This is a genomic window from Actinomadura opuntiae (genome assembly GCF_030283205.1).
In the GTDB taxonomy this organism is placed as follows: Bacteria; Actinomycetota; Actinomycetes; order Streptosporangiales; family Streptosporangiaceae; genus Spirillospora.
This window is the reverse complement of the sequence record NZ_JASNWF010000004.1, coordinates 246,197-261,242: the sequence shown is the minus strand read 5'-3', so window position 1 is coordinate 261,242 and position 15,046 is coordinate 246,197. Positions and strand designations below refer to the sequence as shown.

At 71.9% G+C, this 15,046-nt stretch carries 10 protein-coding genes; 6 read left to right on the top strand and 4 right to left on the bottom strand.

Annotated elements, in window-relative coordinates:
- Positions 1-19 precede the first annotated feature (19 nt).
- Entirely contained in the window at positions 20-1,597 is a 1,578-nt protein-coding gene (locus QP089_RS10040) for a serine/threonine-protein kinase (RefSeq protein ID WP_285911153.1), read from the top strand.
- A gap of 351 nt (positions 1,598-1,948) precedes the next feature.
- Positions 1,949-6,829: an NAD-glutamate dehydrogenase gene (locus tag QP089_RS10035; RefSeq protein ID WP_285911151.1), complete on the top strand. Its 4,881-nt coding sequence runs from the start codon at positions 1,949-1,951 to the stop codon at positions 6,827-6,829.
- A 9-nt stretch (positions 6,830-6,838) separates the two neighbouring features.
- Here the strand turns inward: QP089_RS10035 and QP089_RS10030 are convergent, their stop codons facing one another.
- The 3 genes from QP089_RS10030 to prfB all read right to left on the bottom strand — a co-directional run bounded on the left by QP089_RS10030 (position 6,839) and on the right by prfB (position 10,198).
- A complete protein-coding gene (locus QP089_RS10030) occupies positions 6,839-7,753 on the bottom strand; it encodes a DUF8094 domain-containing protein (RefSeq protein ID WP_285911150.1) in 915 nt (304 codons plus the stop codon).
- Positions 7,754-7,915: 162 nt separating this feature from the next.
- Positions 7,916-8,893 carry a DUF8094 domain-containing protein gene (locus tag QP089_RS10025; protein WP_285911149.1) on the bottom strand — a complete coding sequence of 326 codons (978 nt, stop codon included), beginning with the start codon at positions 8,891-8,893 and terminating at the stop codon, positions 7,916-7,918.
- A 189-nt stretch (positions 8,894-9,082) separates the two neighbouring features.
- Positions 9,083-10,198 carry a peptide chain release factor 2 gene (gene prfB, locus QP089_RS10020; RefSeq protein WP_285911148.1) on the bottom strand — a complete coding sequence of 372 codons (1,116 nt, stop codon included), beginning with the start codon at positions 10,196-10,198 and terminating at the stop codon, positions 9,083-9,085.
- Positions 10,199-10,325: 127 nt separating this feature from the next.
- On the opposite strand from prfB, the gene QP089_RS10015 reads away from it, so the two are divergent.
- Positions 10,326-11,381, top strand: a complete 1,056-nt coding sequence (locus QP089_RS10015) for a DUF8094 domain-containing protein (protein ID WP_285911147.1) — start codon at positions 10,326-10,328, stop codon at positions 11,379-11,381.
- Between the two features lie 15 nt (positions 11,382-11,396).
- On the opposite strand, the gene QP089_RS10010 is transcribed toward QP089_RS10015, so the two are convergent.
- Positions 11,397-11,582 (bottom strand): hypothetical protein, encoded by a 186-nt coding sequence (locus QP089_RS10010; RefSeq protein WP_151590038.1) that lies wholly within the window; start codon positions 11,580-11,582, stop codon positions 11,397-11,399.
- A 445-nt stretch (positions 11,583-12,027) separates the two neighbouring features.
- Between QP089_RS10010 and ftsE the strand changes: the two genes are divergently transcribed.
- The 3 genes from ftsE (at position 12,028) to QP089_RS09995 (ending at position 15,045) form a co-directional block, all read left to right on the top strand.
- Entirely contained in the window at positions 12,028-12,717 is a 690-nt protein-coding gene (gene ftsE, locus QP089_RS10005; RefSeq protein ID WP_285911146.1) for a cell division ATP-binding protein FtsE, read from the top strand.
- A gap of 198 nt (positions 12,718-12,915) precedes the next feature.
- Positions 12,916-13,821 (top strand): permease-like cell division protein FtsX, encoded by a 906-nt coding sequence (gene ftsX / locus QP089_RS10000; protein WP_285911145.1) that lies wholly within the window; start codon positions 12,916-12,918, stop codon positions 13,819-13,821.
- 54 nt (positions 13,822-13,875) lie between these two features.
- Positions 13,876-15,045 carry a S41 family peptidase gene (locus QP089_RS09995; protein ID WP_285911143.1) on the top strand — a complete coding sequence of 390 codons (1,170 nt, stop codon included), beginning with the start codon at positions 13,876-13,878 and terminating at the stop codon, positions 15,043-15,045.
- Position 15,046: the final 1 nt, after the last annotated feature.

Sequence of the window (15,046 nt, the reverse complement as noted above, 5' to 3'; positions counted from 1 at the left end):
GAGAGGGACGGTTCCACGCATGGAGGTTGGGGCGCTGCGGTCCGGGGACCCGGAGCGGCTTGGCCGCTACGCCCTGGTCGGCCGGGTGGGCGAGGGCGGGCAGGGCGCGGTGTTCCTCGGCGCCGACGAGGACGGCCGGCAGGTCGCCATCAAGCTGCTGCACTCCGAGCTGACCTCCGACGACAAGGCCCGCGCGCGCTTCCTGCGCGAGCTGGAGGTGGCCAAGCGGGTCGCGCCGTTCTGCACCGCGCAGGTGCTGGACGCCGACGTCGACGGCGACCGCCCCTACATCGTCAGCGAGTACGTGCCGGGCCCGTCGCTGAACCAGCTGGTCACGCAGGACGGGCCGGTGCGCGGCGCCGCGCTGGACCGGCTCGCGGTGGGCACCGCGACCGCGCTGTCCGCGATCCACCAGGCCGAGATCATCCACCGCGACTTCAAGCCGCACAACGTGCTGATCGGCCCGGACGGCCCGCGCGTGATCGACTTCGGCGTGGCCCGGGCGATCAGTGGCAGCACGACGCTGACCAGCCGCGTGATCGGCACCCCCTCGTACATGGCTCCCGAGCAGATCAGCGGCGACGACGTGGGCACCGCGGCGGACGTGTTCTGCTGGGCGGCCACGCTGGTGTTCGCGGCGACCGGGGAGCCGCCGTTCGGCCAGGACACCATCCCCGCCGTGATCAACCGGATCCTGCACGAGGAGCCGGACCTCGGCGACATGAGCGGCCCGCTGCACGCTCTGGTGGTCGACTGCCTGGCGAAGGACCCGGCGCGGCGCCCGCCGGCCCGCCAGGTGCTGATGCGGCTGCTCGGGCACGAGGAGGCGCCCGTCGTGGCGGCTCCGGCGAGCAACACCGACGAGACCGCGATGCTCGAGGCCGGCTCGGTGCTGGCCGCCGAGCTCGCCGACGACGACTTCCCGCCCGCGCGGCCGGCCGACGCCTACGAGCCGGACGCCTACGAGCCGGACGCCTACGAATCCGCCGCCTACGAGCAGGCCGCCTACGAGCAGGCCGCCCACGAGCCGGAGCCGTTCGACCCGTCCGGTACCGAGCCCGGACGGCTGCCGACGCCCGCGGAGTGGGCCGCCGAGAACACGGCCGACACCCTGCCGCCCGACCGTGCCCCCGCGGCCGGCGGCGGAGGCATCGCCGCGCTGCGCCGCTCGTTCGCGGGCTCCAGCCGGTCGGCCATGCTGGCCGGCGCCGCCGCGCTGTTCGTGGCGATCGTCGTGGTCTCCGCGGTGCTCGCGCTGGGCTCGGGCCACAAGGGCAAGGCGGGGGAGAAGGTCGGCGACCCCAGCCGGGCGCCGCAGCCGTCCGACACGGCGCCCAGCCTGTCGGTGCCGACCACGTCCGCTCCCACCCAGGAGGCGACCGAGCCGTCCTACACCTCCTCGCCTACGACGGGCGAGACGGCGACCGACAGCCCGGCCCCGACCGACTCGCCGTCGGTGACGCCCTCGACCCCGGACGACCCGGGGCCGACGCACACCACCGAGAGCCCCGACCCGACCCCGACCACCTCCCCGAAGCCGACCGACCCGGACACGCCCACGGACCCGCCGCCGGGCAGCCCGGCGGCCGCCGGCTGATCCACGGCCGCAGACGACGGCCCCCGCGAGTCGCCCCCCGCGAACCGCCCCCCGCGAGTCGCCCCTCGCGGACGCCGGCGGCGACGCAACCGCCGGCGGACGCCCCGCACCGGCGCCGGAACCGGCGTCCGCGACGCGCCCCGGCCACCGTCGCGCGCCCCGGGACCGCCGTCCCGCGCGGAGTTCGGCGATCACCGGGCGGAGCCGCCGCACCGCCTGGCAGGGTGGGCAAAGCCATGCTGACCTCGCGGACTGGCAGGTCGGCTTTGGGGGATTTCCTGGTCTACGCTGGCGCAGGTGAGCGGCGCCACAACGAGGTGGCGAAGTTTCTCTAGGGGAGTGTTGTTGGTGATGGGCGGCAAGCTCGATCAGGCGAAGGACGAACTGCTCCGGAGGGCCGCGGAGACGTGCGCCCAGCGGCCGGGGGCGCGTTCGGTGGGGGACGTCGAGGAGTCCGCCGCCTACCTGCGCCTCTACTACCGCCACGTGGCCCCGGAGGACCTGCTCGCCCGCGACCCCGCCGACATCTGCGGCCCCGCGATGGCGCACCGGGCGCTCGGCGAGGAGCGGCCGCAGGGCCGCGCCAAGGTGCGGGTGTTCACCCCGACGCTCGAGGAGTACGGCTGGGACCCCGGCCACACGGTCGTGCAGGTCGTCACCGACGACATGCCGTTCCTGGTCGACTCGGTCACGATGGAGCTGACCCGGCACCAGCTCGCCACCCACCTGATCGTGCACCCGCTGCTCGGGGTCGACCGCGACGTCGCGGGACATCTGCGGGCGTTCCGCGGCAAGCACGACAGCCCGTCCGACATCGACGAGTCCTGGATCCACATCGAGGTGGACCGTACCAGCGACCGGGCGATGCTGGAGCGGCTGGAGAAGGACCTGGTCCGCGTGCTGCACGACGTGCGGGTCGCGGTCGAGGACGAGCCGAAGATGCGGGCGCGGGCGGTGGAGATCGCCACGGCGATCCGGGACGCGGCGCCGCCGCTGCCCGACAAGGAACTCGCCGAGGGCGTCGAGCTGCTGGAATGGCTGGCCGACGGGCACTTCACCTTCCTCGGCTACCGCGACTACACGCTGGTGGACGACGGGCGGACGACCGCCGCCGCGGTGGAGGACCACGGCAGGCTCGGCCTGCGCCCCGAGCCCGGCACCGGCCTCGGCATCCTGCGCAACGACAAGCGCGAGTCCGACAGCTTCGCGGCGCTGCCGCCGGAGGTCCGCGAGAAGGCCACCGAGAAGCGGCTGCTGATCCTGACGAAGGCGAACTCGCGGTCCACCGTCCACCGCGGCCTGTACCTCGACTACATCGGCGTCAAGAAGTTCGACGAGAGCGGCGAGGTCGTCGGCGAGCGCCGCTTCCTCGGCCTGTTCACGCACGTCGCCTACAGCGAGTCGATCGCGCACGTGCCCGTGCTGAAGCGCAAGCTCGACGAGGTGCTGGAGCGCGCCGGGTTCACCCCCGACAGCTACGACGGCCAGGACCTCATCGAGATCCTGGAGAGCTACCCGCGCGACGAGCTGTTCCAGATCTCCGTCGACGACCTGCTGAGGATCTCGCTCGGCGTGCTGCGGCTGCGCGAGCGCCGCCAGCTGAAGCTGTTCCTGCGCAAGGACCTGTACGGCCGGTTCATGTCGTGCATGGTGTACCTGCCGCGGGACCGCTACACCACCAAGATCCGGCTGCGCATCCAGGAGATCCTGCGCAAGGCGTTCGACGGCGTCAGCGTCGACTACAGCGCGAACGTGACCGAGTCGCTGCTGGCCCGGCTGCACGTGGTGGTGCGCGGCGAGCGCGGCCGCCCGCTGCCCGACGTGGACGTGGACGGCCTGGAGGGACGGCTCGCCGCGGCGACCCGCTCCTGGGAGGACGACCTGGCCGACGCGATCGTGGAGCAGTGCGGCGAGGAGCGGTCCGGGACGCTCGCCCGCCGCTACGGCGACGCCTTCCCCGACGGCTACAAGGCCGACTTCCCCGCCCGCACCGCGGTCGCCGACCTGCGCTTCCTCGACGACCTCACCGACGAGCGCGACACCTCCATCAACCTGTACGAGCCGTTCAGCGCCGAGCCCGGCGAGCGCCGGCTGAAGATCTACCGGCTGGGCGAGCCGATCTCGCTGTCGCGGGTGCTGCCGCTGCTGCAGAACATGGGCGTCGAGGTCGTCGACGAGCGCCCGTACGAGGTGAACACCTCCGACGCGCAGCGCTACTGGATCTACGACCTGGGCCTGCGGTACGCGCCGCCGGGCGACGTCGCCGAGGAGGCCATCAAGGGCCTGTTCCAGGAGGCGTTCACCGCGCTGTGGCAGGGCCGGATCGAGAACGACGGGTTCAACGCGCTGGTCCTGCACGTCGGGCTGAACTGGTGGCAGGCGATGATCCTGCGCGCCTACGCCCTGTACCTGCGGCAGACCGGGACGACGTTCTCCAAGCGGTACATCGAGCAGGTGCTGCTGCGCAACGCCGCCATCACCCGGCTGCTGATGCGGCTGTGGGAGAGCCGCCTCGACCCGGCCCTCGCGGGCGGCGAGGAGGAGCGCAGCCTCGCCATCATCGAGGAGCTGCACGGGATGCTCGACGAGGTCGCGAGCCTCGACGAGGACCGCATCCTGCGCGCCTACCTCGCGCTGATCCTGGCGACCCTGCGGACGAACCACTACCAGGACAAGCCGTACCTGTCGATGAAGTTCGACCCGGAGGGCATCCCGGACCTGCCGCAGCCGCGCCCCACCTACGAGATCTTCGTGTACTCGCCGAAGGTGGAGGGCGTGCACCTGCGGTTCGGGTCCGTCGCGCGCGGCGGGCTGCGCTGGTCCGACCGCCGCGAGGACTTCCGCACCGAGATCCTCGGCCTGGTCAAGGCGCAGGCGGTGAAGAACACCGTCATCGTCCCGGCGGGCGCGAAGGGCGGGTTCGTCGGCAAGCAGCTGCCCGACCCGGCCGTCGACCGCGAGGCGTGGCAGCAGGCCGGCATCGCCTGCTACAAGGACTTCATCTCCGGGCTCCTCGACGTCACCGACAACCTGGTCGACGGCAAGGTCGTCCCGCCGCCGAACGTGGTCCGCCACGACGGCGACGACACCTACCTGGTGGTCGCCGCCGACAAGGGCACCGCGACGTTCTCCGACATCGCCAACGGCGTCGCCGCCGAGTACGGGTTCTGGCTCGGCGACGCGTTCGCGTCCGGCGGGTCCGTCGGCTACGACCACAAGGCGATGGGCATCACCGCGCGCGGCGCGTGGGAGTCGGTGAAGTACCACTTCCGGTCGCTCGGCAAGGACGTCCAGCGGGAGGACTTCACCGTCGTCGGCATCGGCGACATGTCCGGCGACGTGTTCGGCAACGGGATGCTGCTGTCGGAGCACATCAAGCTGGTCTGCGCGTTCGACCACCGGCACATCTTCCTCGACCCCGACCCCGACCCGGCGGCCTCGTTCGCCGAGCGGCGCCGGATGTTCGAGCTGCCGCGCAGCACCTGGGCCGACTACGACACCTCGCTGATCTCCAAGGGCGGCGGCGTCCACCCCCGCACCGCCAAGTCGATCAGGATCACCCCGCAGGTGCGGGCGGCGCTCGGCATCGACGCCTCGGTGAAGGCGATGGCGCCGTACGAGCTGATCAGCGCCGCGCTGAAGGCGCCGGTCGACCTGCTGTGGAACGGCGGCATCGGCACCTACGTCAAGGCCTCGGTGGAGAACAACGCCGACGTCGGCGACAAGGCCAACGACCTGCTGCGGGTGAACGGCGACGAGCTGCGCTGCAAGGTCATCGGCGAGGGCGGCAACCTCGGCATGACCCAGCTCGGCCGGATCGAGTACGCGCGCACCGGCGGGCTGGTGAACACCGACTTCATCGACAACTCCGCCGGCGTCGACACCTCCGACCACGAGGTCAACATCAAGATCCTGCTCGACCAGGTCGTGCGGGACGGCGAGCTGACCCGCAAGCAGCGCGACACCCTGCTCTACGAGATGACCGACGAGGTCGCGCGGCTCGTGCTGCCCGACAACTACGCGCAGAACGTGGTGCTCGCCGCGTCCCGCGCGCAGGCGCCCGCGATGCTGCACGTCCACGCCCGGTACATGCGCAAGCTGGAGCGGGACGGGCGGCTGAAGCGGCGCCTGGAGTTCCTGCCGGACGACAAGGCCATCGCCGAGCGGCGGCAGTCCGGGCTCGGGCTGACCAGCCCGGAGTTCTCGGTGCTGCTCGCCTACTCCAAGCTGACCCTGGACCACGAGATCGTCGCCTCCGACCTGCCGGACGACCCCTACCTGGCGTCCTGGCTGGTCGAGTACTTCCCGACGCCGCTGCGCGAGCGGTTCCGCACGTACATGGACCGGCACCCGCTGCGCCGCGAGATCATCACCACCGCGGTGGTGAACGACCTGGTCAACAACAGCGGCACCACGTTCGTGTTCCGGATGAACGAGGAGACCGGGGCGTCGTCGTCGGACATCGCCCGCGCCTACCTGGTGGCCCGCGAGGTGTTCGCGATGCCGCGGTTCTGGCGGTCGGTGGAGCGGCTGTCGCACCAGGTCGCGGAGTCGACGCAGATCGCGATGCTGCTGGAGGCGCGCAAGCTGACCGAGCGCGGCGCCCGCTGGCTGCTGCACAACCGGCGGCCCCCGTTCGACATCCGCGAGACGATCGACTTCTTCGCCGCCGGCGCCGCCACGCTCACCTCGCAGCTGCCGAAGCTGCTGGTCGGCCTGGACCTGCAGGCGTTCGAGCAGCGCCGGGACGGCTTCGCCGAGCGCGGCGTGCCGGACGAGCTGGCCGAGCAGTGCGCGATGCTGGTCACCGCGTACTCGACGTTCGACCTGGTCGGCATCGCGCACGAGTCGGGGCGTCCGGTGGAGGAGGTCGCCGAGGTCTACTTCGACCTCGCCGACCGGCTGCAGCTGGCCCGGCTGCGCGACCGGGTCGTGGCGCTGCCGCGCGACGACCGGTGGCGGTCCATGGCCCGCTCCGCGCTGCGCGACGACCTGTACGCCGCGCACGCCGCCCTCACCCGCGACGTGCTGGTCACCAGCGAGCCCGGCGGGCGGCCGGAGGACCGGCTGGCGCACTGGGCGGAGAAGAACAAGACCGCGGTGCAGCGCGCCCAGCAGACGCTCAGCGAGATCTGGGAGAGCGACAGCTTCGACCTCGCGACGCTGTCGGTGGCGCTCGGCTCGATCCGCACCCTGGTCACCGCCAGTTCGCTGCCGTCCACCGAGGCCTGATCGGAAGGTTCAGCGGGCGCCGGTGAGGGAGACGGACTCGCCGAGGACGCGCCCCTTGCCGGACGGCGGGGCGTAGCCGATGGCGAGCCACTGCCACGACACGTGGACGGTGCCGCCCGGCTTGCGGTCGTCCTTGGCGAGGAAGTCGCGGATCTCGGCGGGCAGCCTCCGTGCGGTGCCGCCGGTGAGCGCGGCGTCCTGCGTCAGCCCGTACCACACCAGGGAGCCGCCGTCGCTGGTGCGCAGCGCGTAGGACGGGCCGGGGCCGGGCTTGAACCGGCCCGGCTCGACCTTCCAGTCGCCCTGCTCGCCCGTGCGGGCGTTCGCCGAGAAGGCATCGGGGATCAGGCCGCCGGTGTCGCCCCTGGCCAGGTAGGCGGCGTGCGCGGCGGGCAGGCCCCGGTCGGGGGCGGGGATCGCGTAGCCCTCGGCGTCGTAGGCGAGGTCGGGGGCGCCGCCCTGGAAGGTGAGCCAGTGCGCGGCGCGCCAGCCGTCCTTCGCGCCCGTCTTCACGAACACGCCGAGGACCTGCTGGTCCTTGCCGTCCGAGCGCTCCAGCGCGGCCATCCCGAACCACTTCGGGTAGTCCGGCCGGCGCGGCACGTACAGCGCCGGGTTCGCCAGGGAGATCGTCGCGGACTCCGGCAGCCGGCCGTAGGTGTGGACGCGGGCGGTCACCGGCGCGGCGAGGGCGCCCGTCACGGTGTCGCGCCAGAGCTTCTCGTCACCGGACGTGATGGCCTTGTTGTGCCGGTCCGTCCACTCGCGCAGCACCTTCAGCGACTCGTCGGCGCCGACCGCCGGTGACCCGGTGGGCGTCCTCGGGCCCGTCCCGCCGGACGCGTCGCCGCCGGAGCAGGCCGAGGCGAGGACGGCGGAGCAGGCCAGGACCACGGCCAGGGCCCTGCGGGGCGCTCGGCGCACTTCCCACCTCGGCGGACGGAATGTCGTTGATGTCGCGCCAGTGTAGAAGAACGCGGTGCCCCGGCGGGGACGTCCGCCGGACCGGAGAAAAGCCCGTCGGATGCCGGGTCCGCCCCACTGCAGCGGTCGAGAAGAGCGGGACGGCCCGGCACCCGACGGAGATCAGGAACCGTGGGCGGAGATCGCCTTGCGGTACATGCCGGTGACCGCCGCGCGGCCCTTGGGCGGAACGGTGGCCAGGTACTGCACCAGGACGGTGGTGTCCATGCGCGTCCTGGCGGACGCCGCCGGGGCGAGCCCGGTGAGATCACCGCTCACTGCCAGGGTGCCCCGTTTCGCGGTGGAATACGCCTCGTTCTGCTTCACGACGTACCAGACCAGCGCGCCGCGGTCCTTGGTGCGCAGCGCGTACACCGCGTACGGCGCGGCCGAGAACGTCGAGGTCAGCGTGACGCCGCGCTTCGCCAGCGCCTGCTCGCCCTGCTTCAGCGCGCCGTAGGTCTCGGTGGTCTTCGGCCCCTTCGCCAGCGCGGACGCCCCCGGCGCGGACGGGCCGCCGGACAGCAGCGCGGCGTGCGCCGCGGGGAGCTTGCCGGGCGCGACCGGCAGGCCCTTGTCGCCCGCCTCGACCGGCGTCGCGTACCCGTCCGGGTCGAGCGCGACCCGGCTCAGCGCCGCGTCCGTCGGGTAGGGGTCGGCGGCCAGCAGCCACGGCGCCCCCGCCTTGGCCTGCGTGAACAGCAGCGCGTGCCGCAGCGTCTGCTTCCCCTTGCCGGTGACCGAGTCGGCGGCGAACCAGTGCGGGTACCCGCGCAGCCGCGGGATGTAGTACGCCGTGCGGGTGAACCTCATCGCGGGCGGCCGCTGCCCGATCACGTGCCGCAGTTTCAGGGCCGCCTCGTCCATGGACAGCTGCGGATCGGCCTCGATGCCGGGCAGCGCCCTGCCGTCCAGCCGCCTGCCCGCGCGGTTCACCGCGGTGGTGTAGGCGGCCAGCACCTGCCCGGCCTGCTGCCTGGTCAGCGCCGGCGGGCTCACGCCGGCCGACGAGGTGTTGTCGTCGCACCCGGCCGCGGCCAGCGCGGCGCCGGCCAGCAGGCAGGCCGACAGGGCCGTGGACGTGACGATGCGTGCGGGCACTGCAGCCCCCCGTGGTGGAGTCGGTGGTCCGGTCCACGGGAGATACTCGCAGAGTGACTGCACGGTCACTCGCTGAATCCGGAAAGTCGCACGGCGACCTCACCCGCAGGAGAGGTGGAGCGGTCCCGGCCGGTCAGGAGGCGCCGGTCAGGAGGCGCCGGTCAGGAGGCGCCGGTCAGGAGGCGCCGGTCAGGAGGCGGAGGTCTCCTGCTGGCGCATCCAGCGGATCTCGGCCTCGATGAACTCGTCGATGTCGCCGTCCAGCACCGCGGTCGGGTTGCCGACCTCGACGCCGGTGCGCAGGTCCTTGACGATCTGGTACGGGTGCAGCACGTAGTTGCGGATCTGCGTGCCCCAGCTGCTGGTGCCCTCACCGCGCAGCGCGGACATCTTGTCCGCCTCCTCCTGCCGCTTGCGCTCCAGCAGCTTGGCCTGCAGCACGTTCATCGCCGTGGCCTTGTTCTGCAGCTGGCTGCGCTCGTTCTGGCAGGACACCACGATGCCGGTCGGGATGTGGGTGATCCGCACCGCCGAGTCGGTGGTGTTGACGCCCTGGCCGCCCGGCCCGGACGACCGGTACACGTCCACGCGCAGCTCGCTCTCGTCGATGTCGACGTGGTCGCTCTGCTCCACCACCGGGACGACGTCCAGGCCCGCGAACGAGGTCTGCCGCCGGGCCGCGTTGTCGAACGGGGAGATGCGCACCAGCCGGTGCGTACCGTGCTCGCCGCGCAGCGTCCCGTAGGCGTAGGGAGCCTTCACGGTGAACGTCGTCGACTTGATCCCCGCCTCTTCGGCGAAGGACGTCTCGTAGATCTCCGTGGGGTAGCCGTGCCGCTCTGCCCAGCGCAGGTACATCCGCTGCAGCTGCTGCGCCCAGTCGGCCGCGTCCACGCCGCCGGCCTGCGCGTTGATCGTGACGAGCGCCTCCCGGGCGTCGTACTCGCCCGACATCAGCGTGCGGACCTCGAGCTGCTGGACGGCCTTGTGCAGCGCCGCCAGCTCCTCGTCGGCCTCCGCGCGGGTGTCGGCGTCGTCCATCTCCTGCGCCATCTCGTACAGGGTGGCCGCGTCGTCCAGCCGCTGCCGCAGCCCCTCGACCCGGCCGAGCTCGCTCTCCAGGTACGACAGCCGGCGCGTCACCGACTGGGCGCGCTCCTGGTCGTTCCACAGATCGGGGTCGGCCGACTGCTCGCGCAACTCGGCGATGTCACGCCGCATGCCGTCGAGGTCCAGCACCTGCTCGACGCCCGCGAGCGTCGAGCCGAGCTCCTTGAGCTGCTCTTCCGGTTCGATGCCTGCCACGCTCCCGAGCTTATCGCCGTGCGGGCAGTGCCCGGACGCCCGCCGATACCCTGTGGATGGCAGAATCACGGGCCGGAAGGCCGGTCGCGGAAGGCCGGCGGGACATCGGTGCCGGGGGAGCGGGTCGTTGCGTAGGATCGCGCGGGCGGTGGCGGCCGCCATGTTGCTGGTGCCGCCGCTCATGGCCGCGGGCTGCGCCGACGGCAAGCCGCAGGCTCGCCCCACCCCCACCATGCCGACGACGGCCCCGCCGCAGCCGGTGGCGCTGACCCCGGACGTCGCGCGCAAGGCGTTCCAGACCTACATCACCGACGAGGACGTGGCGCGCGCCGCCGCCGACGAGCGGCTGGCGTTGACCTGGACGTCCGACGGGCAGTCCCTGCTCACCGCCGCCGAGTTCCGCAAGGCGGCCTTCGACGGCGACCCGGTGCGCCGCTTCTCCTATGGCGAGCCGAAGCTGTACGTGCCGAAGCTGAAGAACGACGCGTACCCGCAGTGGTTCATCGCGTCCGTGGACCGGTCCGTCCCGGGCAGGAAGAAGAGCAAGGAGACCGCGCTGATGGGGTTCATCCTGCGCGGTCCGTCCGACGACTGGCATCTGACGCTCGCGACGGTGCTCGCGCCCAAGGCCGAGCTGCCGAAGATCGATGTGGACCCGGACGGCTACGCGACGGCGCTGGGCTCGGACGACTCCAAGGTGCTGATCCGTCCCCGCGACGTCGGCGGTATCCAGGCGACGATGGCCGCCGAGGGCGCCGCCAGCGTCGCCGCCAAGGTGATGGAGACCGGTCCGCTCACGTCGGGCTATTACCAGCAGGCCAAGAGGGCCAAGAAGAAGGCCAAGGACAAGGACCTCACCCTCACCGTCGTCTATACCGCCACGCCTTATCCGTACTTCGGGCTGCGGACGAAGAGCGGCGGCGGGCTGATCCTGTATTCGCTGTTCCGCAACGAGGCGCTCGTCGGGCAGGCGCCTTCGGTGAAGCCGGAGATCCCCAAGGAGGCCGAGCACCTGCTGGACGGCACCGTCGAAGGTGACGAGATCGACACTTCGGCGACGCTCCAGTTCGCCGCCTACGATCCGCCGCGCGCGAAGAAGGGCAAGCCGCAGCAGAAGGCCGAGATGCTGGCCGACGACGGCGCGATCTCCAAGGCCGCCACCCCGCCCATCAAGAAGCCCTGAAACCGGGCGCTGAGCTCAGCCGTAGACGCGCTGCAGGACCAGGGCCGCGAAGAGCAGGCCCACGAGGACGGCCAGGACGACGGCGGGCGGCACCGAGGGCCCGTGGTGGTGCAGTTCGGCGCGCGCGGCGCGGCAGGTGGCGCAGCGTCCCTCGACCACCGGATTCGAGCACCGAGCGCAGATGAGGTGTTCGCAGCTCATGTCGTGGGCCCCAATCTCCGTGAACGGTACGTGGCTCCGTGCGGGGATGACGTCGATCGTCGACCGATTAGGTATCTTTCGCCATCATCCAGCGTAGCCGGACTGTATGGTCGTTCCGGCAAGTCCGGGAGCTTGACGGCATGAAACGGCCGGACGTCGGGAGACGGTACATGACACAGCACGGACAGGTCGGGGCCCCGCGCGGCGCCGTCCGCGCCGTCGTCCCGTCCGCGCGCGACACGCCGTTGAACGCGGCGGGCCCCGGGCGTTCCCACCCCACGGAGCGGGACGAGGTAGTTGACTGTCCCCTCTACACTGCTCGAAGGCTCCACGGCCCCCCTGGTCGCGGAGCCGGGCGGCACGAGTCACCGAGCGCGGACGGCCGGTCCGCGGTCACCGGCCGGGCCGCTCCCCAACCCCTAGACTGAACCGCCGTGATGCAGCCGTGATCAATTTCGACAACGTCACCAAGGTCTACCCGAGCCAGAACCGCCCCGCTCTCCAGCATGTCAACGTCGGCATCGAGAAGGGCGAGTTCCTGTTCCTGGTGGGCCCGTCCGGGTCCGGGAAGTCGACCTTCCTGCGCCTCGTCCTCAAGGAGGAGCGCCCGTCCCAGGGTCACGTGCACGTGGCGGGCAAGGACCTGAGCCGCCTGAGCAACTGGAAGGTGCCGCACCTGCGCCGCAGGATCGGCTGCGTCTTCCAGGACTTCCGGCTGCTCCCCAACAAGAACGTCTTCGAGAACGTCGCGTTCGCCCTCGAGGTGATCGGCAAGCCGCGGCGGTTCATCGGCAAGGTCGTCCCCGAGGTCATCGACCTGGTCGGCCTGGAGGGCAAGGCCCACCGGATGCCGGACGAGCTGTCCGGCGGCGAGCAGCAGCGCGTCGCGATCGCGCGGGCGTTCGTCAACCGGCCGATGATCCTGCTGGCGGACGAGCCGACGGGGAACATCGACCCCGCGACCTCGATCGGCATCATGAAGGTGCTGGACCGCATCAACCGGACCGGCACGACCGTCGTCATGGCCACCCACGACGCCGCCATCGTCGACGCGTTCCGCAAGCGCGTCGTCGAACTCGAGGACGGGCGGGTCGTGCGCGACCAGTCCCGCGGCGTGTACGGCCAGGCGTATTGACCCGACCGGGCCGGTACCAGCCCCCACCGACCACGGCCCGAAGGGCCACCGCCGCGGACCCCTCCAGCGGCGGCACCATCTGAACCGACGAACCCCACCGGGCGTACGACTCGGACAGAGGCAGGCAGACGCCCGTCCGGGCCCGCACCGCGGCGCCCGTGCCGGCGGCGGGACACAGGCGATCAAGGACAGCGAGGCATGCGCGTACAGTTCGTTATGCAGGAGATCTGGATCGGTCTCCGCCGGAACCTGACGATGACGATCTCCCTGGTCATCACCGTCGCCATCGCCATGGCGCTCTTCGGCACCGGACTGCTGCTGCGCCAGCAGGTGGCCGCGTCCAAGGACTACTGGTACGACAAGATCGAGGTCTCGATCTTCCTGTGCGCCAAGACCAGTTCCAACGCCAACTGCCAGAAGCAGGACGTCACCGACGAGCAGCGCGCGTCGATCAAGCAGCAGCTGCAGAAGATGCCGAACGTCTCCGACGTGCAGTACGAGACCAAGCAGCAGGCGTACTCGCGGTTCAAGGACCGCTTCTCCGGCTCGCCCGGCTTCGTGCAGAGCACCCGTGAGGGCGACATCCCCGACTCGTTCCGGGTGAAGCTGAAGAACCCCGAGGAGTACAAACCGGTCGCGCAGGCGATGCTGGGGCGTCCCGGCGTCGACACGGTGATCAACGAGCAGCAGATCCTGAAGAAGTTCTTCAAGATCCTGAACGGGCTGCAGGCGGCCGCGCTGGGCATCGCGCTGATCCAGGTGATCGCGTCGGTCCTGCTGGTCGGGAACACGGTCCGGCTGTCGGCGTTCAACCGGCGGCGGGAGACCGGCATCATGCGGCTGGTCGGCGCGTCCAACACCTATATCCAGCTGCCCTTCATCCTGGAGGGCGCGATCGCGGGACTGATCGGCGGGCTGTTCGCCTCGGTGCTGCTGGTGATCAGCAAGAAACTGCTGATCGACCGGCTGGCCGGGACGGTGCAGCTGGTCAGCCAGCTCGGCTGGTTCCAGGTGATCATGGTCATCATCGTGTCGATCTGCTTCGGCGTGCTGCTCTGCGCCGCGTCCTCGTTCCTCACGCTGCGCAGATACCTGAAGATCTAGCGGTCCGCCGCAAGTCCGGCGGGGGCGGGCGGCCGCGGTTTTACACTGGCCGTCATGTCCGTCCCAGGCCGCCTGCTGCGCGGCGCCGCCGTCGCCACCGCGATCCTGTGCGCCTACGGGCTCGGGGTGCTGAGCGGCGAGGGCCGTCCGGACCGCCGGGCCGCCGCGGGCGGGTCGGTGCTGGACGAGGCCGCCGCGAAGATCGGCGGCCGGGCCGCGCGCCCCGTCGGCCGCGGCGAGCTCGACCGCGCCGCCATCGAGGGCATGCTCCGCGGCCTCGGCGACCGGTGGGCCCGCTACTACCCGGCCGCCCGGTACGACGACATGGAGGGCCGGCTGAACGGCCGCTACAGCGGCGTCGGGCTGTGGCTCGGCAGCGCTGACGGCGACCCCCGGGTGCGGGTCGCGAGCGTCCAGCCGGGCACCCCCGCCGCCCGCGCCGGGGTCCTGGCCGGGGACGTGGTCGCCCGGGTCGGCGGGAGCCCGGTGGACGGCTGGGACGTGACGCGGGTCGGCCGGGCGCTGCGCGGCCGTCCCGGCGCGGCGGTCGAACTCACCGTGCTGCGCGGGCGTCGGACAGAGGAGTTCCATCTCGTCCGCACCCCCGTCACCGGAGGCGACGTCACCGTGACCGACCTGCCAGGGCACGTCCGGCTGATCCGGGTCGGCGCGTTCACCCGCGGCACCGGCCGGCAGGTCCGCGACGCGGTGACCGGACGGTCGCCGTCCGGGGCCCCGTCCGGCGGCGTCATGCTCGACCTGCGCGGCGACCCCGGCGGGCTGCTCGACGAGGCGGTCCGGACCGCGTCGGCGTTCCTGCCCGGCGGCCTCGTGGTCACCTACGAGCCGCGCGGCGAGCCCGTCCAGAAGCGCATGGTCACCGCGCCGGGCGACGCGCGGACCCCGCTCGTCGTGCTGGTCGACGCCGGGACCGCCAGCGCCGCCGAGGTGGTCGCCGGGTCCCTGCGCGACCGGGACCGCGCGGTGATCATAGGATCGCGTACGTACGGGAAGGGCTCGGTGCAGCAGTCCGTCCGGCTGTCCGACGGGTCGGCGATCGAGCTGACCGTGGGTCGCTACCGCACCCCGGGCGGCCGTAACCTCGACGGGGTAGGGATCGAGCCCGACGTGGCGGTCTCCGCCGACCGCCCTCCCTCAGAGGCCGAGCAGCGCGGCCGGACGGTGCTGCGCGGCCTGCTCGCGACGACGCCGGACAAGGACTGAT